The sequence below is a fragment of the Pseudoduganella sp. OTU4001 genome, from assembly GCF_038440195.1.
Taxonomy (GTDB): domain Bacteria; phylum Pseudomonadota; class Gammaproteobacteria; order Burkholderiales; family Burkholderiaceae_D; genus Rugamonas.
Genome location: NZ_JASATG010000008.1, coordinates 172,297 through 192,369 on the forward strand (window position 1 = coordinate 172,297; position 20,073 = coordinate 192,369).

Consider the following 20,073-nt stretch of genomic DNA (forward strand, 5'->3'; position numbering starts at 1 on the left):
TTTGCCATGTCTCACAAGATTACCGTTGCCGCCGCAATGGCGCTGGTTGCGCTGCTCGCTTGCCAGCGCATGAAACCGTCCGAAGACCTGCTCAAGGAAGCGCGCCAGGCGCATACCCGTGGTGAGAACCGGGCGGCAGTGATCCAGCTTAAGAACCTCCTGCAACAGGAGCCGGGGCATGCCATTGCGCGCCACATGCTGGGCGAACTGCACCTGGCCCTGGGCGACCCCGCTTCTGCGGAAAAGGAATTGCGGCGCGCGCTGTCGCTTGGCCACCCGCGCAAGGATGTGCTGCCACCGCTGGTGCGGGCCCTGCTGGAGCAGGCTTCCTACCAGGGGGTGCTGGACGAACTGCAGGCTGAGCCGCCGACTGCCGCCGTGCTCGCCTGGCGCGGGCATGCACAGTTCGGCCTCGGAAAGAACGAGGACGCCGGCCAGCTCTACACCGAAGCGCTGCGCAAGGACCCCGACCTGGTGGAAGCGCACCTGGGGCAAGCGCGCCTGGCTTTGGTGCGCGGCGACGCCGATGGCGCCGCCGGCATGGTGGAGCGCGCCTTGGCCGCAGCACCGCGCAACACGCAGACCCTGCGCTTCAAGGGCGACCTGCTGCGCTCGCGCGGCCAGCTGGAGGCCGCGATGACCACCTATCGGGCCATCCTCACTATCGACCCGAACAATGTACAGGCCCACGCCGATATCGCCGCCAGCCTGCTGCAGTCCGGCAAACCGGCGCTGGCGCGCACGCAACTGGCGGCAGCCCGCAAGCTGCAGCCGGGCAGCTTGGTACTGGTCTACGCACAAGCCCTGCTCGAATACGCCGAGGGCAAGCACAAGACTGCACTGGAACACGCGCAAATGGTATTGCGCGCGGCGCCTGAACATATGCCGAGCTACCTGCTGGCTGCCACCATCGAGCTCGCTATTGGCGCCACCGCCCAGGCCCGCACCCACGTGCTGCGCTATCGCCAGGGCCAACCCAAAGAAATCTACGGCATCCGCTTGCAGGCGCTGTGCGACCTGCGCGAGAACAAGCCGCAAGACGCGCTGGCACTGGTTGAGCCGCTGCTGGCCGCCGGCTCACAGGACATCGACCTGCTGGCGATAGGCGGCGAGGCAGCCATGCGGGCCGGCAAGCACGAGCTGGCGGGGCGCTGGTTCGCGTTGGCCAGCAGCCAGGCGCCCGAATCGAGCCAGCTGCTGGCGGCAAATGGCCTGAGCTTGCTCAGCCAGGGGCAGGATGCGCGCGCCGTGGATGCACTCGAGCAGGCCGCGCGCCAGGACGGCCCCGCTTCGCGTGCCGGCGCGTTGCTGGTGATGACCCACCTGCGCACGCGCAACTTCGCACAAGCCAAGGCCCAGGTGGCAGCCATGGAGGCGCAGGGCGACAATCCCGCCGTGCAAAACCTCAAGGGTGGCGTCTTCCTGGTGAGCGGCGACCCGGATGCCGCCCGCCGCGCCTTCAGCCGGGCACTGAAAATCGATCCTGGCCATATGCCGGCCCTCGACAACCTGGTGGAGCTGGACCTGATGGAGAAGAAGCTGCCGCAAGCCCGCAAGCGCTACCAGGCTGCCCTCGAGCGCAATCGCGGCAACGTCCCTCTCATGATGTCGCTGGCACGGCTGGAGGCCCGGACTGGCAACCCTGCAGCGGCAATCGCGTGGCTGGAACAGGCCAGCAAGGCTGCGCCGGACGCCGCGGCCCCGATGCAGGCGCTGGCGGCCCTGTACCTGCGCACCGGCCAGGCCGAGCGTGCCCTGGCCCTGGCCCAGCGTTACCAGGCCAGCCGTCCGGCCGAAGCCGCCGCGATCGACCTGGTGGCGCAAGCGGCCGCCGCCGCCGGCAAGCACCAGCTTGCCCTGGCATCCCTGCAGAAACTGACTGCACTCAATCCGGCCAACGCCGAACTGTTCATGCGCCTGGCACGCAACCAGCTGGCACTTAGGCAAAAGGCGGAGGCCCTGCATTCGGTGCGCAAGGCCATCGCCATCGAGCCCCAGCGCGAAGAAGCCCTGGCCCTGGCCAGTGCATTGATGATCGACAGCCGCGCTTTCGACGATGCGCGCAAGCTGGCCCGCCTTGCGCAGCAGCGGCAGCCGAAAGCCGGCATCGGCTACAAGCTGGAAGCGGATGCCCTGCTTGAGGACGCCAAGCCGCAGGAAGCACTGGCCTTGTATGAGCGCGCCTTTGGCCTGCAGCGCAGCGGTCCGTTGATGATCGCGCTGCACCGGGCCATGCACGCGGCTGGCAAACTGCAGGAAGCCCGGCAGCGCATGGACGCCTGGCTGGCGCAGCAGCCGCAGGACCAGCCGACGCGCCTGTACTTCGCCAGCCATCTGCTGCAACTGGGAGACCATGCAGCCGCCCGGCACGAGTATGAAACCATCCTGCAAAACGATCCCGACAATGTACTGGCCCTGAATGACCTGGCCTGGGCCCTGCTGCAGCTGAAAGACGCAGGCGCCCTGCGTCCGGCCGAGCGGGCCCATCGCCTGGCGCCCGCCAATCCCGCGGTGGCCGACACCCTGGCCTGGATCCTGGTGGAAAGCGGCAAGCCGGCGCGCGCCGTGCCGCTGCTGAAAAAGGCACTGGAAAGCGCACCGACATCGCACGACATCCGCCTGCACTACGCGCATGCACTATTCCGTACCGGCGATAAGAAAGGGGCACGCAGCCAGTGCGAACAACTGCTGGCGGTGCAGGGATTCGCCTTGCGATCCGAAGTGCAAAGCCTGATAGCGCGCATGTAGTGCGTCGGCGATTTTTACGCCAGCACGGCCATTGCCCCGGCCCGGCGGCTGGCGCGCTCCTTGCAAGATGGTTCATATCCAACAACCGGAGCACGCCATGCCTAAGATCGCCCACCGTGCCGCCGCCGGCCTGCTAGCCCTGCTAGCTTACGCCGGAACGGCCTACGCCAATCCCCTCGCCCCATTCGTCCTGCGCACGCCGGGGTTGGTTGAGATCAAATACAGCGGCTACCTGGCCCGCAGCAGCGATAGCGGCGGGCCGGGCCTGCGCGAAGCCAACTTTGCCGCGGGTTATATGAGCAGCATCCACGAGCTGGGCAATCCGGCCAACCAGCTCTGGCGCAGCGGCCAGGACAACCAGAGCATTTCCTTCATGATGTACGGCGCTGGCGACGGCATGGTGTTGCCGGGTCCCGGTGCGTTCGGCAACCAGATATACGGTACGGGCTGCACGCACGCCGCTTTCGGCTGTGACGGCAAGATCCACCTGGATTTTTACCTGGACAAGCTGGTGGGCGGCACCAATCCGGGCTTCGGCGTGGGCGGCATCAAAGCCTCTCAGCGCCAGGGGTTCAATCTCCTCGGCGGCATCACCGACGGCGAATTGCTGATGCAATGGGAATTCGTTCCCGGCCTGGTGAATACCCTGGCCGCCGGACCGGCGGTGACACTGTACCAGCACCTGTCGGGCCTGACGTCGCCCTCTTCCGGCTATGGCAGCTACCTGGCGACCTGCGTCGGCGGCCCTGCCTGCCGCTATTTCCGCACCAGCTCGCAGCCGGCCGGCGCCGACTTCTATGGCACCAACACCATGACTTCGCTGCTGGCGCTGTCGGCAACTGGCCAGAATGGCTGGACCACACGGCTGTCCGATCCGGTCGCGGCCCAGGTTGCGCTGGCGCTGCCTGACAGCTCGTGGCTGCTGCCACTCGGCCTGCTGGCCCTGTACAGCACGCGGCGCCGTCAGCGCGGCTCGTAACGCCCTGGCGCGATCAGGTGCTGCGGGTCGAGCGCCGCCTTGATACGCGCCACGGTACGCCAATAGCTGTCGTGTCCGTTGTCCAGGGCGGCCATGGATTGCGGCCCCACACGGTATGGGATATATCCTTCCGCCATCAAACGCTCGAAGACCGCTCCGTAACAATCGTGGGCGCGCACGGTTTCCGCCGCGTCCTCCTTGTCGAAGCAAATGGTGAGCACGCCGCCCAGGCTGCGTTCGTTGACCATGCTGTAGGTGGCAAACAGGTCGAAACGGTGGCGCGCAAACAGTGGCGCGGCCAGCGAGTGCACCTGCAGAAGATCGCTGCCGCGCATGGGCAGGACCGGCGCTAACCACATCATGCCGCAACCATCACGCGCCGGATCGGCGCCATCCGGAAACCCTTGCGGCAGGCCGCCCCGGCGCCGCCAATATGCGCCGGACAGGAAGCGGCCGTCCGGCAGACCGCGGTTCATATTCAGCAGCGAGCGCCCCAGGGCTACCTGGGCCGACAGCTTCCGGCCGAGCGCGCTGTCTCCCAGCGTGCGCGCGGCCGCGCCGCCCAGCGCCAGTGCGCGATCATCGAGAAACTGCAGCCGGGCCAGCTTGCCGATCGCACGGCGAATGGCCCGGCGCGCGTCCGCCACCTGCGCCTTGCGGCCGTACAGCGCAGCTGACACTGTCCAGGCGCCAATTCCCGACCGCTTGCGCAAGGCAGCCAGCACGGATTGTGTCAGCGGCGGGCCATCCGGCGCCAGCGCTTGCGGGAACACCATGCCGCCCGAAAGCACACGCAAATCGTTGCCAATGTGGACAACGCTGCGCAGGGTGCCGTCCATGCGCAGGGGCCGCAGCGCATCAACCACTTGTGCGATATCTTCGAAACCGGCGACGCTGGCGATAGCGTGGCTGACCACTTCGGACCGCGGCATCAGCCATAGGCCCAGGCTGGTCACAATGCCGAAATTCGATTGCGTAAACAGGCCATCGAGCCAGGGTCCGACACCGTAGGGATAGATGTGCGCTGCTGTGGCGTGGCTGAAATGGCCGAAGCCCGTCTCCAGCGTATCGCCACTGGACAGCACGAGGCGCATGCCCGACACATGCAGCATGCGGTTCCCATACGGCGTATGGCCGAACCCGCGCTCAAGGATGTTGCCGACCAGGCTGGTATCCGGCCCCGCGCCAGTGCAATCCATCCATAACGGCAAGTTGAGCTGGGCCAGATGCCCAGCCAACTGAGCCTGCGTCACCCCCGGCTCCAGTACCGCATAGGCAAGCTCGGCATTGACTTCCAGGATGCGGTTCATGCCCCCAAGGTCGAGGATCACCTGGCCCTCGCCGGTGGGACAGGCATCGCCATAGCCCCAGTTGCGCCCGGTACTTAGCGGATACAGGGGAATGTCAAATTCACCGGCACTGCGTACGATGGCCACCACTTCGCCATGCGACTCGGGCCGCAGTACAGCCAGCGGCTGGACGGGATTGGCCGAAGTGCTGGCAGCGTAGCGGGCGAGTTCGGCGCCTGCCGTGAGCACACGCGCGGGGCCCAGAAGCAGGCGCCACGCGGCCAACGCGGATTCAGGGATCGCCGCCATCTCAGTTTCTCCCTTCCCGCAGGCGCACGGTAATACCGGCCTCATCACTCGGCGAGAAGAAGAAGGGATAGAAGGAGCGCTCGCCGCGTGCTTCCATGCGTCCGCCATGGCGCGCGATCTGCTCCCGCATATAGTCAAGATCCAGGCGCAGCAGAACGGCAGGCGCGCCGACCCGGTTGCAATGGCGCTCGGGAGCCAGTTCGCGGAAGCCCAGCATACGCTGGTAGAACATGACGTGGCGCGGATTGACCTCGATCACGTAGTCGGTGCAGCCATGCAGGTTGTGGGCGTACACATAGGAAATGTGGATCAGCGCCGCAAACACGCGCATATTGACGTTGCGGTCGATCGCCAGGCGGGCCGGTTCGCACAGCCGCCGCCCCTGCGCACGCAATTCGCCCAGGATGTCGCCAAAGTTTTCATCGGCCGGCAGCCCAATGGCGGGGTCATCGAGGCAGAGCGACATGGTGCCGACAGTCTCGCCCTGGCTGTCCGCCGCCAGCGTGATACGGTTGGGCAGGTGCGGCGCCGCGGGATCCACCTCATATCCGCGCCAGCCGTACATCTTTTGCAGCAGGAGGCTGGCGGCCTCGCGCTGACCGGCCGAGTTCGCCAGTCGGATGTGGAACTGCTGCTGGTCAAGCGCCTCCAGCGGCTGCGAGTTTGGCGCGGCTTCTTCAATCAACAGGGAAACAATAGCGTCTTCATCCACGATGGGTCCTCCTATCGGTGTCTGGCTTGGACGCATGCGCGGCGATAAGGTTCCGCCCGCGTCGGATTTCTTTTCACGACTGGGCGCCGCCCGGGCACGGACATATGGCATGGATGCTGCTCCTTAGGCTATGCCGGCAAACTCGCCGCATTCCCACGGAGACTCCGCCATGAAAAATCTTTGCAAGCACCTACTGGCATCGGCCGCTGTCGTGACAGCCGGCCTGGCCTGCACGCCTGCGCAGGCATCGACATTCGCTTCCGCCATCCTGGACATCAACAACTTCCGCCTGCTGCACTCGAGCGGCGTGGCTTACAGCACCGCCGACTTCACGGTGCTGACGGGCACCAATGATGCCCACGCGACTGCCGCGCTGAACAATGTGTTCTCGAACGGCGCCTCATCCCTGGGCATCCTGAGCGGCATGACCCCGAACGTGGCGCACCAGTGCGTCGGGGCGCCCTGCCCGGCCCTGCCCGAGAACAATTTCCTGCCTTTCGCCAGCCCGCCACCCGTACCAGGCAACTTCGGTTATGCCGACCAGGACCTGACCGGCGCTTCGATCACCATTGGCGCCGCACCGGCCGGCGCCCATGCCCGCACCCGGGCCGACGCTTCGACCGCGCTGAACTCTGTCGCCTCGGGCAATTCGGACGTCGGCACTTCGACGACCTTCAGCTTCACGCTGGGCGCCGCCGACACCATGACGATCTCGTTTGACGGCACGCCTTACACACAAGCCTTTGTCTCGGGTGGCTCGACACCGACGGCCAATGCCAACGCGCGCTTGTCATGGGCGATCAATATCGTCAACCTGGCGACCGGCGTTTCGGTTTTCGACTACGCGCCCGACGAACTCAACGGCCTGAGTGCTGTCAGCCGTACCGACGGTTTGACCGGCCTCACCACCTACGCTCCAGGCACCGCAGCCTTCCTGGCAATCACGCCAATGCTGGCGGCCGGCACGACCTACCAGATCACGATCCAGCACAACACGCTGGCCAATGCATTGCAGCAGGAATTGCCTGAGCCTGACTCGCTGGCGGTGCTGGCTGCCGGCATGCTGGCCATGTCGCTGGCACTGCGGCGCCGAAAATCCTGACGTGCTGTGTTGATGGGCCTCAAAGGTCGGGCGGGTTGGCCGGACAATCCGGAAACCCGTCCATATAATCATAAAGACCGGGCCCGATCACATGGAGCGACCCCGTATGGAGCATGTTTACAGCCAATTGATATCCAGCCTGAAGGGCATGTGGAAACATCGCTGGCTCGGATTTTTCACCGCGTGGGTGCTGGTGCTTGCGGGCTGGGCCAAGATCTACAGCCTGCCTGACGAGTACCAGACTTCGGCACGCGTCTTCGTTGATACGCAAAGCGTGCTGAAGCCGTTGATGGTTGGCATGACCACCGTGCCCAATGTGGAACAACAGGTGTCCATCATGAGCCGGACCTTGCTCACCCGCCCCAACCTCGAGCGCGTCCTGCGCATGGTCGACCTTGATGTCAAGGCGCTCACGCCGAGGGAGCTGGATGCGCAGGTGACCGAGCTGCTCAGGACGATCCGGATCCAGGGCACTGGATCTAACGATATTTACACCATTGTCTACCACCACTCCAACCCGCGCCAGGTCCGCGACGTGGTCCAGGCGCTGCTGGCGATCTTTGTCGAAGGCAGCTTCAAGGGCAAAAAGGGCGATTCTGAGAAGGCGGTGCAATTCATCGACGAACAAGTGCGCGGTTACGAGGACAAGCTGCTCAATGCGGAAAACGCCGTCAAGGACTTCCGCCTGAAGCACAATTTCCTGCTGCCGCACGAGGGCCAGGATTACGGCAGCAAGCTGTTGCAGGCCAACGAAGCCCTGGCGAACGCCCAGTTGGAGCTGGCAGAGGCGGAACAGGCCCGCAAATCGATCGAAGCCCAGTTTGGCGGTGACGAACCGGTACTGACGCCCGGTGGCGCAAACGGCGAGCAATCCGACCTGGATAGCCGGATCAGCGCGCTGAACAAGAACCTCGATGCCCTGCGCCTGCAGTACACCGACCAGCATCCGGACGTCATATCCACCGTGCGCCTGGTCGAACAGCTCACGGAAAAGCGGCGCCAGGAGCGCCAGAAGCAATCCGCCAGCAGCGATGCCACCTACCAGTACAGCCCGCTGTTCCAGCAAATGAAGGTGGCACTGGCCGAATCGGAAGCGCGTGTAGCGGCCCTGCGGGCGCGGGTGGATGCCTTGCGTGAGCGCCAGTCCCGTTTGCAGGATCAGCGCAACGCGGTCCCGGAGCTCGAATCCCAGCTCGGCCAGCTGACGCGCGACTACCAGATCAATAAGGAAAACTACGAAAAGCTGATCGCCCGCCGCGAAGCCGCCAAGCTGTCCGGGGAGCTGACCAGCACGACCGAGATGATGAGCTTCAAGATCATCGATCCGCCTACGATGCCGCAGCGGCCCATCGGTCCCAACCGGGCGCTGTACTACAGCGTAGCCTTGTTGATGGGCCTGGTCGGTGGCGGCACGGTGGCATTAAGTCTGGCAGAACTGCGCCCCACCTTCCTGAGCCCAGCCGAGCTGCGCGCGAGCACGGGCTTGCGCGTGCTTGGCAGCATTGCGATGAACTGGACCGATGACGAAAAACGCCGGCGGTCGCGCGACTTGGTCAGTTTCAGCGCGGGCAGTGCTTTCCTGCTACTTTGCTACGGCGGCGTCCTGACCTACACCTTGCTGCTCCGTTAGACGGGAGAATCATGAAACTGCCGCCCAGCCTGCTCGAAGTCGCGCCGCCCGGTGAAACGGGCTTTGCGGATATCAACCTGGTCCGGATGCGCCAGCGCGGCATGATCACGCATGAAAGTGGCCGCACCTCGGTGGCGGAGGATTTCCGCATCATCAAACGCCACCTGCTGAAGGATGCGCGTGCCAGTGGCACCAGTGCCATCCCGCATGGCAACCTCATCGTTGTGACCAGCGCGCTGCCCGGTGAAGGCAAGACGTATTGCGCCATCAACCTGGCCATGAGCATTTCGATGGAAAGGGATGCGCGCGCCTTGCTGGTGGACGCCGACGTGGCGCGTCCTTCAGTGCTGAAAGTGCTCGGGCTACAGGCGGAACGCGGGCTGATGGATGTACTGCTGGACGGGAGCGTGGAGCTATCCGACGTCATCATGCGCACCAATGTGCCTTCACTGACCTTGCTTCCGGCGGGCCCTGCGAGCCGCCACGCGACCGAACTCCTGGCCAGCCGGAATATGACACGCCTGCTGGAAGAGCTGGCCAACCGCTACCCGGACCGCATCATTATTTTCGACTCCCCGCCATTGCTGTTGACGACCGAATCGAGCGTCCTGGTGTCCCAGATGGGCCAGGTGGTCGTGGTGGTGGAGGCCGAAACCACGACCCAGGCGGCCGTACGCGATGCCTTGGCCCGCATTGAGCATTGCCCCAACCTGAACCTGATCTATAACAAGTCGCGCGCCTTCCCCGGCTCCGACTACTACGGCTATTACGAATGATGGACGCCTACGCGATCGCGGCCCTGCTGCTCCTTTGCGGCTATATCCTGCACAAGGTGCGCCACATGCACATCCTGGTGCATACCCTGCGCGACGATACGCGCCATGGCAATGCAACCCTGTTCCGCCAGCTGGAGGCCTTGCAGGGACTGTACGTCAGCCTCGGCTTGCGGCGGGCGCTGCCATTGACACGCGGCTGGGCTGCTTCGCCTGACTTCCTGCAGGAGCTGGCGGCCCATGCGCTGGATGAGAAGCCGCGCTGTGTGGTGGAGTGCAGCAGCGGCATTTCCACCCTGGTACTGGCGCGCTGCCTGCAACTGAATGGCGCCGGCATGGTGTACAGCCTGGAACATGATCCGCTCTACGCTCGGCGCACCCGCCGGCAGCTCGAATTGCACGGGCTGTCAGCGTGGGCGACCGTCATCGATGCCCCGTTGACCGGACAGGCTGTCGGCGGCGGCCAGCAGCTATGGTATGACTGCAGCGGTTTGCCGCTCGTAATGCCGATCGACATGCTGGTGATTGACGGCCCGCCTCAGGCCATCGGTCAGCACGCCCGCTACCCCGCTGGCCCGATCCTGTTCCCGCGCCTGGCGCCGGGTGCGATGGTCTTTCTCGATGATGCCGAAAGGCCGGGCGAACGGGCGGCCCTGCAGCGCTGGTCGCTCGAGTTCCCCCACCTCGACGTTCAGTCGCTGCCTTGCGAGAAAGGTGCGGCGGCGATGCGCTGGGCCCAAGCCGCTTCGTAAGGGCGGTCCACCAGGTAGGCGGCGCGCGCGGTGCGCTGGCCCTCAATGTGGCGGCCGATGCTAACGGGAGTTAGTTCCGTCCCGAAGCCGTCCGGCGCGGCGGCTCCACCAGTCAGGCGGGCCAGGATGGCGGCGCCCACGTGGTCCCGGTAGTGCGAGGTTTCCCAATAATTACGCATATCCGAGCGGTCCCCCGCGCGCGGCACCGCCTCGCTGGTCACGCTGTTAAAGCCGGAGAAGTCGTAAATCCTTACATCGCAGCCGGCGCGGCGCATCCTTTCACCAACTCCGGTGATCGCTTGCAGCCAGGCTTCGTATTGCCCTCCCCTGCCCGCCCAGTACATCGCGTCGATGGTCATCGCATGGGTGGGGTTGACGTACAGCCGCCATTGGATGTGGCAAGCGCTGCGCAATGCCTGCTCCAGTGCCGGAAGCGCGCTTTCCCGCGGTCCTTCGCCGCGCAGGAATTCACGCGTGCGTGCACCGATCACGGCACCGGTGCCGCCCCATCCGGCGATACGGTGCCGCATGCAGGCGTTGTCCCGCTGCCCAAAGCGCGCCAGGCTGGCATGGCAGATTGGCTCCGTCTGGCCGCGCAGCAAAGCCAGGGTTTCGCGGCTCATGTCCATGCTGACCGCACGCTGCAAATCGAGCAGGACACGCCTGGCGAAGTAGGCGTCATCCTTTGCAAGCAAGGCTGGTTCTAGCTCGCTATTCCCGGCAGTCAGTGTAAACGAAGGAGCGTCTATACCCCAGATTACGCGCCGCACGGGTCCGGACTGGCGTGCGTGACCGAGCATGCGGATGGCATCGCCCAGGGTGGAACCTGAAAGAGCCGCATTGAACACGCGCGTATTGCCGTCTTTCGCTACCGCCAGGCCAAGTTCAGTGCGCGAATTTCCGAGATAAATGGTGTGCGGCTGGTAGACCGCGACGGCGTAGGTCTTGCCCCAGGCATTGAGCTTCTCCACCGGTTGCCGCAAGCGCAAGACTTTTGGCGTATCCCACTGGTGGATCAGATAGGGATCAAGCACATAGTTGGCCCCAGCGACCGCTGCGACCAGCAGCATGGGCGCTCCGGCAGCGACGGTGAGATAGGTCTTCATTTCAAAACTGGAAGTAGAGGAATTCGGTTGGGCGGTTCATGCTGAAGACGCAGACCAGCAGCAGGATGGCGGTGGTGCCGGCGTAGCGCAGCGAGCCATCCCACTTCTGCTCCATCAGTTGGCGCGTGTTGGGTGCGAACCACGCCAGCAGCGCGGCCAGCGCCAGGAGGGGCAAGCCGTAGCCGCCACCATCCACCCATTGCAGGCCGGGTCCGCCCAGTCCGCGCGGCAGGCCCAGACCGTGCAGCCCGGCCATGCCGGACCAGATATCGAGTGCCGCGCCCATATCGGACGCGCGGAATGGCACCCAGGCCAGCAGCACCGCGAGGAAGGTCAGTGGCCTGCCCCACCAGCGCCGCGCGCCGCCCGAGAAATGCTGGTGCAGCACCAGGTAGAAGCCGTGCAGGACGCCCCATGCCAGGAAAGTCCAGCCCGCGCCATGCCAGGCGCCGCCAAGCACCATGGTCAGCATGAGGTTGCGGCGGCGCGCCCAGCTTCCATTGCGGTTCCCGCCGAGCGGGATGTACAGGTAATCGCGCAGGAAACGCGACAGTGTCATGTGCCAGCGGCGCCAGAAGTCCGCGATATCGTGCGCCTGATAAGGTGAGTTGAAGTTCTCGGGCAGGCGCACGCCGAATAGCAGCGACAGGCCGATCGCCATATCCGAGTAGCCGGAAAAATCAAAGTACAGCTGCATGCTGTAGGCAAGTGTGCCGATCCAGGCGTCGAGAAGCTGCGGTGCGGCGCCCGCCGTGAACAGGGGATTCGCCAGCGGCGCCACGTTGTCGGCGATCAGGACCTTCTTCGCCAGCCCGAGCGCGAAGATCGTCAGGCCGGCGGCCAGGTTCTCGGCCCGCAGTGACTGGCCATTGCGGAACTGCGGCATCATTTCGGCGTGGTGCAGCACCGGACCTGCGACCAGGTGAGGGAAATAGCTGACAAACAGGACATAGGGACCAAGACGCGGCTCGCGCGCCACGCCGCGCCTGCAGTCGACCAGGAAAGCAATCTGCGTGAAGGTAAAGAAGGAGATGCCAATCGGCAGCGGCAGGCCGGGGTCCATGCCGAACACGAAGCCGGCGTACTTGAACCACACCAGCAAGCCAAGGTTGAATGCCAGGGCGGCATAGAACAAGGCCTGGCGCGCCGTCCCGGTGCGGGAACATATCGCTTGCCCGGCATGGAAATTCACGCAGATCGAGAGCAGCAGCAAGGGCAGGAAGCGCCAGTCCCACCAGGCATAGAAGAACAGTGAGCATAGCGCCAGCCACATGACGCCGTGCCGGCGCAGCAGCTGGTAGCCGGCCAGGGTCAGTGGCAGGTACAGGAAAATGAAGGCAAAGGAATTAAACAGCACCTTGCGCCTCCGGCACCAGTTCACGGTAACAGGCCGCAACCTGCACCGCCACACGCTGCCAGGTGAACTGTTCAACCAGCGACTGCACGCCTGCCCTTTCTGGTGGCAGGGCGGCCAGGCTAATGATGGCTTCGCGCTGCGCCGCATGGTCGTTCCAGGCGACTTTGCGCAGCATGGTGTCAGCCCCCTCCAGGTGCAGGGCGCTGTCCTGGGTCATGACAACTGGCGTCCCAGCCGCCAGCGCCTCCAACACCGACAAGGGGAAGATTTCTCCCTGGCTGGGCAAGGCGACCACCGAGGCGGCAGCAAAGGCGCTGGCCAGTAAGGGATCTTCATGGTCCAGTGCACCAAGCCAGCGTACCCAGGGAGACCTCAGCACCGACTGCAGGTAGGCCTGTTCCTCCCGCGCCACCGGGCCAATCAGCACCAGCGGCAATTCGCTGCCCTCCAGTGCTTGCGCCAGCCCGAGCTGGTTCTTGTAGGGCGAGACCGAACCGACGGACAGCACAAAGGGGCCGACAATCCCGGTACGCTGCCGGAACGGCTCCGGTCTGGCGGTGAAAAACTGGCGGCCGATACCATTCGGGAAGACACGGATCTTGGCGCGGTCCGTCAGGAAGCCGCTGACGATGGCTTCACGCTCCGCCTCGCCCAGCGCGATGACCAGGTCGGCCAGCTGCAGGGCGCGTTTGGTCTGCGCATAGCTCGATTGCAGGTTGTAAGAGGAAATGCGGCCCGCCAGCCGGTCCGCTACGCGGGCGCGAAAACCGGAGCTGCGGTTCCAGGTCGGAGACACCAGCGGCGACAGCACGACCGGGATGCCTAGATCGGCGGCCGATTCGACCACGCGCACGTTGCCGTTGAACGCCGAAAATATGTGGATCACGTCGTATTCGTCCAGACGCTGGCGCGCCGTATCGACCAGCTCCGCTGACATGGTTGCATCCAGATGGTTCAACGCCGCCACGGTTTCGCGGACCTGGATCTGCAGGCCGCCTTCTCGCTGGAACAGCATGGGGTAGGACAGGATTCCGACGCGCATAGATTCCTCCCGCTCATTGCAGCGAATTGGGACGCCGCAGGTATGCCGCCAATGGGTGCTGCACAAGCCACAGCGCCGTGCCCCAGCCCAGTGCCGCAGCGCCCACACCAGCCGGAAGGGCCAGGAAACCCGTCCGGTCTCCACCGGCCGCGAGAAACACCAGCACCGCCGGCACGACTGCGGCTAGCGCCACTGCAGCGCTTTTGCGCAGGTGTCCGAGCAGGCCGCCAACGGACACCCCGTACAAACGCCGCAGGACGCGCCAAACCAGCCAGCTGCGGAACACAAGGCTCAGTGCTACCGCCAATGCAAGCCACTTCAAGCCAGCCATGGCGGCGGGCGCCAGCATGAGCAGGCGGCCAGCAACAGCGGTGGCATCCAGCCTGGCCTGGGCGGCAATATGGCCAGTCGCCAAGAGCAGATAGCGCACCATACTGAACATGCTATACAGCGCAGCGGCGCCACACATGATCCTGATCAAAGGTACGCAGCCTTGCCATTGAGGTCCGTATAACAACGCCACCAGCGGTGAGGCGAACAGGCCTGCCAGCAGGAGGAATGGCCACGACAACGCTGTAATGCAGGCCGCAGCCGAAAAGTAGGATTGCACCGGATCGGCGCCCTCGCGCGCCTGCCGGGCGAACAGCGGGAAAATAACGGGGGACACCGCGCTGGTAACAGCTTGGTTAAACAGGGAAAGCACCGACTGTGCCTTGCCAAGCAAGGCCACTTCCGCAACACCCAGCAGCCTGCCAGCCACGAGGTCGGGCGCAACCACGCCTATTTCATCCATAACATTGCCAGCGACCGCCAAGCCGCCCGGGCGCAGCAAACCCCACACGCCATGCTGCGTCGGGCGCCAATACATGCCGGCTGGGCGCAGCAACAGCGCAGTGCCCAGGCCTGCCACCGTTGCCGCGAAGCTGCCCCAGGCCAGTGCTTGCGGGCCGAGTCCTGCAAGCGCCAACACGATCGTTGCCCCGAACTGCGTCAGGCCATACGCGGTACTGATAGCGAACAAGCGGCCGGCGCGCAATTCGCGGCGCAGCATGGCCGTCACCTGTGATGAGAACGGCACCAGCAGGAAGTTCAGGGACAGGATGCGCAGCACCTCGCCCAGCGCTGGCTGGCGATAGAACGCGGCAAAAGGCCAGGACAGCGCCGCCAGCGCTGCGGCCAGCAACCACCCCATCGCGAGCGACAACGTCAGCAAGGCGCGCTGCTCCGGCTCGCCAAGCGCCCGCTGCACCACCAGCAATTGCCCGGCCCCCAGGTCGCGGAACACTTGCGCCAATCCTGCCAGGACAGCGGCAATGCTGTACACACCCAGTTCAGCGGGCGTCAGCAGGCGCGCCAGCAGCATGGAGCCCGCCAGGGCCAGCATCACGATCAGGTACTTTTCGGCGAAGGCAAAAGCAAAATTGCGCACCATGCCGGGCATGTCAGACCAGCCCCTCATAGAAGGCTTCCACCTGGGCGCTCACCACCGGCACCGCATAGCGCGACTCGACTTCCGCGCGCCCCCTGCGGCCCATCTCCTCGCGCCGTGTACGATCGTCCAGTAGCTCGGTGATGGTGCGTACCGCGGCGTCGGTATCGCCAAGCGGCAGCAGGATGCCGCCTGCACTGTCCTGCAGGATGTCCTCGCTGCCTGGCACGCGTGTTGCCAGTACCGGGACGCCACAGGCCATCGCTTCGATGGTGGCGATCCCGAACCCCTCGCGCCGGCTCACCAGCAAATGAAGGTCCATGGCTGGGATGATGTTCTCGACCCGGGCCTGGAAGCCCGCAAAGATCACACGGCGGGACAACCGCAAGCGCTTGGCCAGGTCGCGAAGGGACGATTCGAGCGGCCCCGCCCCGACCAGCAGCAGCTTCAGTCGCGGGCGTATTGCCGCAAGCTGCGCGAAGATGGCCAGCAGCTCCTCCGGCCGCTTTTGCTGCGACAAACGCGCCACGCAGCCTATCACCTCGTCGTCGTCGCCGATTCCCCATTGGCGCCGCGCCGCCGAGCGACGCCGGACCGATGGCTGGAAGCGGCACGTGTCGACACAGTTAGGGATCACGGCCAGCCTGGCATCGGCTGGCAGCCATTGCTGGTAGATGGCGAGAAAGCGCTTCATCGCGGAGTCGGAAACGCTATAGACGCCCTTGACGCCGGCCAGCGCGCGCTGCAGCAAGCGGCGCTGCCAGTCGTTGAACTCCACCGGCGGGAAGGCGTTGTGCACGCTGATCACCGTTGGGATTCCGCAGCGCTGCGCCAGCCATAGCGCACTGGCGCCGTACAAGGTCCAGCAAAACGCTATGTGGACCAGGCTTGGCTTGAGCTGCCGCAGCGCGGGCGCCGCGAATGCGATCGCGCGCAGGCGGTTGGTACGGCGCCACGACCATTCTTCCAGCAGAGGCGGAACATTCAGCTCCGCCACTTCCACGCACTCGTCCTGCGCCGACTGGCGCCACGCTTCGTCGCCCGGGAAGCGCGGCGCGGCCAGGACGCAGTCGTAGCCCATGCGCTTGAGGATGCGCGCTTCGTCCAGCATGCGCAACTCCATCCCGCCCAGCTCACCGGAGTAGCTGGTGACCAGGATACGGGGCGTCGCGCCACGGTTCGCGGCCGCCGCCTCTCGGATATAGCCGGATAGATAGGCCAGTTCCCAGCGCCGCTGGAAAATCCGTTCGGGCTGGCGCAACACCAGCGCCGCCGCCAGGCCACACAACTCCTGCGCATACTTACGCAGCATCCAGCGCGGCGCACCGAACAGCTCGGGGAACTGGCCCGGTTTCGCCAGGCGACAGGCGCCACGGCCGTAACGGCGGGCGCGCGTAATCACCCAGTCGCTGGTCAACTGCGCGGGCCGGATGTGGTGGGCGACACGCGCCGATGGGCAAAACCAGGACTGGAAGCCCGCACCATCCAGCAGCCGGGTGAAGCTGACTTCACCACCCATCGCATATTCGCCCGCGGCGGGCCCAATCGATTCATCGAAGCGGAAGCCCTGATGGAAAACCTCGCCCCGCACTGCCATATTGGCGCCCCATACCAGGCCCGGATAGACCGGCCCTTCCGCCATTTCCGGATCGGTCAGCCCATAGGTCAGGCCGCAAGGCACCAGGCGCAGCAGCCACGGCGGCGGCGCCTGGCTCCAGTCAGGCACAATACTGCCGCCGAAAATCGCGAAGCCCTGCCGCTGCGTCGCAGCGTCGGCGTAGCGCAATAGCCAGTCCGGATCCGGCGTGGCGTCGTCGTCGGTGAAGACGAACAGGCGGGTTTCGGGGCCCTTTAACGCCACGGCCAGGCCGTGGTTCAGCGCCGCATTCTTACCACGCCGCGGCTCATAGGCGTAATGCAAAGGCAGCTTGCCGGCGTACGACATCAGCAGCTCGCGCGTGCCGTCGTTGCTGCCGTTATCAACCACCAGCAGCCGCCAGCCCTCCTCTGGACTATGCAACTGGGTGTAGGCATCCAGCACCTTGGGCAGGGTTTGCGCACCGTTGAACGTAGCCATCAGCACAGTCAGCATGATCTCCTCCTTGGAGGTCCCAGTCTATGCAAGCCCGCAGCATCGACGCTTGCGCTAACGCAAAGAGCTGGCACGGAGGCTTTGCTGTAATGGGTCCATGAACACGCGCTACCTCCAGACAGTTGCCGAAATGGGCGCCATCGATGCGGCCTGGTATGCCGTGGCGCGCTGTCTCGCACTGGTGGGCTGTTCGATGCACCGCTATCACTTTGTCGCGCAACGCGTAGCCCCGCAAGCCATGCGGCGCGGAGCGGCCAGCATCGACGTTCGCAGCCTGGCCAGGCTCGAGGACTTGCCCGCCGCCTATCCGCGCCCGCAGCAAATCGTCGCGGCGCGTTTCCGCCAGGGCGGCTACAGCATCGCGGCGTGGAAGGGCGCTGAACTGGCGGGCTTCCTGTGGTACCAGCTGGGGGCCTATCAGGAGGACGAGGTGCGGGCACGGTACTGCCTGCCCTCCCCTCGTTCATGCTGGGATTACGATGTCTTTGTTCAGCCCCACATGCGCCTCGGCGTCGCCTTCTGCCGATTGTGGGATGAAGCACACCGGCGCATGCAGGCGCATGGCATCGCCTGGACATGCAGCCGAATCTCGGCCTTCAATCCAGATTCGCTGCGTGCCCATCGCCGGATCGGCGCCATCATCCTGGGCAGCGCGAACTTCTTCACACTGGGACGCTGGCAGTTGATGCTGGCTTCCTGCCCACCCTACATCCACCTTTCGGGAAACCCAAGCTCATACCCGAAACTGGTATTCGACACCCGTTCCCTGGAAGGAGAAGCCCGCCCATGCCAAGCTCCCTGATCTTGCTGGCCGCGCTGGCTGGCGGCTGCCCACCCTATGTCAAGGGCGGAACCGGCGGCGACTATTACAATGCGGATGATGCCCGTGGGCTGACGGTCGTTGAGAGCTACCATTTCGGCCCCACCGTCGAGGCTTTGCAGCGCGGCCAGTCCGGCACGCTGGGCGGGGACATCAGCTACACGCTCGAACACTTCCCCAACCATCCGCGCGCGCTGGCCGCAATGGCGCGCCTGGCGCTGCGCCTGCGCAAAGACCAAGTGCCCGGCGCGCGCTTCGGGGTCGAATGCTATTTCCAGCGTGCGATCAACTATGTGCAGGATGATGGTGCGGCGCGCGCCCTATTCGGTGCCTACCTGCTGGCGCTCAAACGCGACAAGGACGCAATCGAACAGCTCGAGGCGGCCGTGGCGGCGCAGCCGGGCCACGCCGCGGCCTGGTACAACCTCGGCCTGGCCCGGGTTCGCATCAAGGCATTTCCTGCGGCGCTGGAGGCTGCGCACAAGTCTTACGCCATGGGTTTCCCGCTGCCCGGACTGCGCCAGCAGCTCAAGGCCGCGCACGAATGGCGCGAGCCCGAGTCACTTGATCCCGTGGTGACTCATTAAGTCGTACAGGGTTGGGCGGCTGACGCCCAGCAGCTCCGCTGCGCGGGCGATATTGCCGCCGGTGCGGGCCAGCGCCTTCACCATCACCTTGTACTCGGCCGCGTTGCGCGCTTCGCGCAGGTCGATGTTTTCGGCTTGCTGGACGCCAGGCGGCAAGCCCAGGTCCTCCAGCGTGATATGCGGCCCCTCGCTCATGATGGCCGCGCGCTTGATGCAATTTTCGATCTCACGCACATTGCCCGGCCAGCCATAAGCCTCGATTCCGGCCAGTGCATCAGGGTGGAAAGGCAGCGGCGGGCGCCCCTCGGCCTGCAGGAAGCGGTGCCGGAAGTGCTGGGCCAACAGGACCGCGTCGCCAACGCGCTCGCGCAGAGGCGGCACCACCAGCACGATCTCGCTCAGGCGGTAAAACAGGTCTTCCCGGAAGCGTCCCTCATCCACCATCGCCTTCAGGTTGCGGTGGGTGGCGCACACGATGCGGACATCGACCGCAATTTCGGTGCGGCCCCCTAGGCGCTCGATGACCCGCTCCTGCAGGAAGCGCAACATCTTTGCCTGTAGCGGCAAGGCCATATCGCCGATTTCATCGAGGAAGAAGGTGCCGCCCGCGGCCAGCTCGATCTTGCCCAGTGTCTGCCGTTCGGCCCCGGTGAAGGCGCCCTTCTCGTAGCCAAACAGTTCGCTCTCCAGCAGATGCTCGGGAATTGCCGCGCAATTGATCGCCACCATACGCCGGTCATGGCGCGTGCTCAGTTCATGCAGGCCGCGCGCCAGCACCTCTTTGCCGCAGCCCGATGCACCCATCAGCATGACGGTGGCCGAACTGGGCGCCACTTTTTCAATGCTGCGGCAGACGCGCAGCATGCCGGGATCGCGCGTGACCAGCCCGGACAGCGGCGTGTCGGCTTCCGTTTGCAGCATACGACGGTTATCCTGCTGCACCGTATGGAGGAAGAATGCGCGGTCGACCATCAGGCGCAGCATGTCGCCGTCCAGGGGCTTCTGGTGGAAGTCATAGGCGCCAAGGGCCATCGCCTTCAGGACATTCTCCCGGTCCTGGTTGCCGGACAGGACGATGACCTTGGTATCGGCCGCGATCGCCAGCATCTGCCGCAGCAAAAGCAGGCCTTCGCCCGCGCTGTCCGGTTCCGGCGGCAAGCCCAGGTCCATGGTGACCACGGCCGGCTGGTGGCGGCGCAGCTGCCCGAGGGCGGCATCGCGGTTACCCGCAAAGACCACCTCGTACGCATCCAGGGCCCAGCGCAATTGCTTCTGCAGGCCCAGGTCGTCCTCGACCACTAGCAGTTTTTTCTTGCTCATGGCCCTATCATGCAACATGCCGGCAG

The 20,073-nt window shown here is 65.1% G+C and carries 16 protein-coding genes; 8 read left to right on the plus strand and 8 right to left on the minus strand.

Annotation, left to right across the window (positions count from 1 at the left end; translation table 11 throughout):
- The first annotated feature begins 6 nt into the window (after positions 1-6).
- The gene (gene prsT / locus AAHE99_RS10175; protein WP_342116949.1) at positions 7-2,748 is read left to right on the plus strand and encodes an XrtA/PEP-CTERM system TPR-repeat protein PrsT; all 2,742 of its coding nucleotides are present in this window, start codon (positions 7-9) and stop codon (positions 2,746-2,748) included.
- 97 nt (positions 2,749-2,845) lie between these two features.
- Positions 2,846-3,727, plus strand: coding sequence for a hypothetical protein (locus AAHE99_RS10180; RefSeq protein ID WP_342116951.1), 882 nt, complete (start codon positions 2,846-2,848; stop codon positions 3,725-3,727).
- Here AAHE99_RS10180 and AAHE99_RS10185 read toward each other — a convergent pair.
- Both AAHE99_RS10185 and AAHE99_RS10190 read right to left on the minus strand, forming a co-directional pair.
- Positions 3,712-5,325 (minus strand): FAD-binding oxidoreductase, encoded by a 1,614-nt coding sequence (locus tag AAHE99_RS10185; protein ID WP_342116953.1) that lies wholly within the window; start codon positions 5,323-5,325, stop codon positions 3,712-3,714. The two genes, AAHE99_RS10180 and AAHE99_RS10185, sit on opposite strands and share 16 nt — an antisense overlap.
- A gap of 1 nt (position 5,326) precedes the next feature.
- The gene (locus AAHE99_RS10190) at positions 5,327-6,037 is read right to left on the minus strand and encodes an N-acyl amino acid synthase FeeM domain-containing protein (protein WP_342116955.1); all 711 of its coding nucleotides are present in this window, start codon (positions 6,035-6,037) and stop codon (positions 5,327-5,329) included.
- A 169-nt stretch (positions 6,038-6,206) separates the two neighbouring features.
- Between AAHE99_RS10190 and AAHE99_RS10195 the strand changes: the two genes are divergently transcribed.
- The 4 genes from AAHE99_RS10195 (at position 6,207) to AAHE99_RS10210 (ending at position 10,294) form a co-directional block, all read left to right on the plus strand.
- Positions 6,207-7,139 carry an EDSAP-1 family PEP-CTERM protein gene (locus AAHE99_RS10195; RefSeq protein WP_342116957.1) on the plus strand — a complete coding sequence of 311 codons (933 nt, stop codon included), beginning with the start codon at positions 6,207-6,209 and terminating at the stop codon, positions 7,137-7,139.
- 106 nt (positions 7,140-7,245) lie between these two features.
- The gene (locus AAHE99_RS10200) at positions 7,246-8,769 is read left to right on the plus strand and encodes an XrtA system polysaccharide chain length determinant (RefSeq protein WP_342116958.1); all 1,524 of its coding nucleotides are present in this window, start codon (positions 7,246-7,248) and stop codon (positions 8,767-8,769) included.
- Between the two features lie 11 nt (positions 8,770-8,780).
- The gene (locus tag AAHE99_RS10205) at positions 8,781-9,545 is read left to right on the plus strand and encodes an XrtA-associated tyrosine autokinase (RefSeq protein WP_342116959.1); all 765 of its coding nucleotides are present in this window, start codon (positions 8,781-8,783) and stop codon (positions 9,543-9,545) included.
- Positions 9,542-10,294, plus strand: a complete 753-nt coding sequence (locus AAHE99_RS10210; protein ID WP_342116960.1) for a class I SAM-dependent methyltransferase — start codon at positions 9,542-9,544, stop codon at positions 10,292-10,294. Before AAHE99_RS10205 ends, AAHE99_RS10210 begins: the two co-directional genes overlap by 4 nt.
- Here the strand turns inward: AAHE99_RS10210 and AAHE99_RS10215 are convergent.
- From AAHE99_RS10215 to AAHE99_RS10235, 5 genes are read right to left on the minus strand one after another with little or no spacing between them, the layout of a single operon-like run.
- A complete protein-coding gene (locus AAHE99_RS10215) occupies positions 10,234-11,400 on the minus strand; it encodes a hypothetical protein (protein WP_342116961.1) in 1,167 nt (388 codons plus the stop codon). The two genes, AAHE99_RS10210 and AAHE99_RS10215, sit on opposite strands and share 61 nt — an antisense overlap.
- A gap of 1 nt (position 11,401) precedes the next feature.
- The gene (locus AAHE99_RS10220; protein ID WP_342116963.1) at positions 11,402-12,757 is read right to left on the minus strand and encodes an MBOAT family O-acyltransferase; all 1,356 of its coding nucleotides are present in this window, start codon (positions 12,755-12,757) and stop codon (positions 11,402-11,404) included.
- Positions 12,747-13,799, minus strand: coding sequence for a glycosyltransferase family 4 protein (locus AAHE99_RS10225; RefSeq protein WP_342116966.1), 1,053 nt, complete (start codon positions 13,797-13,799; stop codon positions 12,747-12,749). The genes AAHE99_RS10220 and AAHE99_RS10225 overlap by 11 nt, the downstream gene beginning before the upstream one ends.
- 13 nt (positions 13,800-13,812) lie before the next feature.
- Positions 13,813-15,258 carry an oligosaccharide flippase family protein gene (locus AAHE99_RS10230; RefSeq protein ID WP_342116968.1) on the minus strand — a complete coding sequence of 482 codons (1,446 nt, stop codon included), beginning with the start codon at positions 15,256-15,258 and terminating at the stop codon, positions 13,813-13,815.
- Positions 15,242-17,320: a glycosyltransferase gene (locus tag AAHE99_RS10235; protein WP_342116970.1), complete on the minus strand. Its 2,079-nt coding sequence runs from the start codon at positions 17,318-17,320 to the stop codon at positions 15,242-15,244. The genes AAHE99_RS10230 and AAHE99_RS10235 overlap by 17 nt, the downstream gene beginning before the upstream one ends.
- Before the next feature lie 97 nt (positions 17,321-17,417).
- Here AAHE99_RS10235 and AAHE99_RS10240 point away from each other — a divergent pair, with 97 nt between their 5' ends.
- Both AAHE99_RS10240 and AAHE99_RS10245 read left to right on the plus strand, forming a co-directional pair.
- On the plus strand, positions 17,418-18,122 hold the full coding sequence (locus AAHE99_RS10240; protein WP_342116972.1) for a hypothetical protein: 705 nt from the start codon (positions 17,418-17,420) through the stop codon (positions 18,120-18,122).
- Positions 18,107-18,727, plus strand: coding sequence for an ABC transporter permease (locus AAHE99_RS10245; RefSeq protein WP_342116973.1), 621 nt, complete (start codon positions 18,107-18,109; stop codon positions 18,725-18,727). The genes AAHE99_RS10240 and AAHE99_RS10245 overlap by 16 nt, the downstream gene beginning before the upstream one ends.
- Here the strand turns inward: AAHE99_RS10245 and prsR are convergent.
- On the minus strand, positions 18,701-20,047 hold the full coding sequence (gene prsR / locus AAHE99_RS10250) for a PEP-CTERM-box response regulator transcription factor (protein WP_342116975.1): 1,347 nt from the start codon (positions 20,045-20,047) through the stop codon (positions 18,701-18,703). The two genes, AAHE99_RS10245 and prsR, sit on opposite strands and share 27 nt — an antisense overlap.
- Between the last annotated feature and the right edge of the window lie 26 nt (positions 20,048-20,073).

Excerpts from the sequence above, each read along its gene's own strand:
- AAHE99_RS10225 (WP_342116966.1), bottom strand. The coding sequence starts at position 13,799 with ATGCGCGTCGGAATCCTGTCCTACCCCATGCTGTTCCAGCGAGAAGGC.
- AAHE99_RS10185 (WP_342116953.1), bottom strand. The coding sequence starts at position 5,325 with ATGGCGGCGATCCCTGAATCCGCGTTGGCCGCGTGGCGCCTGCTTCTG.
- AAHE99_RS10195 (WP_342116957.1), top strand. The coding sequence starts at position 6,207 with ATGAAAAATCTTTGCAAGCACCTACTGGCATCGGCCGCTGTCGTGACA.
- AAHE99_RS10180 (WP_342116951.1), top strand. The coding sequence starts at position 2,846 with ATGCCTAAGATCGCCCACCGTGCCGCCGCCGGCCTGCTAGCCCTGCTA.
- AAHE99_RS10210 (WP_342116960.1), top strand. The coding sequence starts at position 9,542 with ATGATGGACGCCTACGCGATCGCGGCCCTGCTGCTCCTTTGCGGCTAT.
- AAHE99_RS10240 (WP_342116972.1), top strand. The coding sequence starts at position 17,418 with ATGAACACGCGCTACCTCCAGACAGTTGCCGAAATGGGCGCCATCGAT.
- AAHE99_RS10230 (WP_342116968.1), bottom strand. The coding sequence starts at position 15,258 with ATGAGGGGCTGGTCTGACATGCCCGGCATGGTGCGCAATTTTGCTTTT.
- AAHE99_RS10215 (WP_342116961.1), bottom strand. The coding sequence starts at position 11,400 with ATGAAGACCTATCTCACCGTCGCTGCCGGAGCGCCCATGCTGCTGGTC.
- prsT (WP_342116949.1), top strand. The coding sequence starts at position 7 with ATGTCTCACAAGATTACCGTTGCCGCCGCAATGGCGCTGGTTGCGCTG.
- AAHE99_RS10200 (WP_342116958.1), top strand. The coding sequence starts at position 7,246 with ATGGAGCATGTTTACAGCCAATTGATATCCAGCCTGAAGGGCATGTGG.
- AAHE99_RS10235 (WP_342116970.1), bottom strand. The coding sequence starts at position 17,320 with ATGCTGACTGTGCTGATGGCTACGTTCAACGGTGCGCAAACCCTGCCC.
- AAHE99_RS10205 (WP_342116959.1), top strand. The coding sequence starts at position 8,781 with ATGAAACTGCCGCCCAGCCTGCTCGAAGTCGCGCCGCCCGGTGAAACG.
- AAHE99_RS10245 (WP_342116973.1), top strand. The coding sequence starts at position 18,107 with ATGCCAAGCTCCCTGATCTTGCTGGCCGCGCTGGCTGGCGGCTGCCCA.
- prsR (WP_342116975.1), bottom strand. The coding sequence starts at position 20,047 with ATGAGCAAGAAAAAACTGCTAGTGGTCGAGGACGACCTGGGCCTGCAG.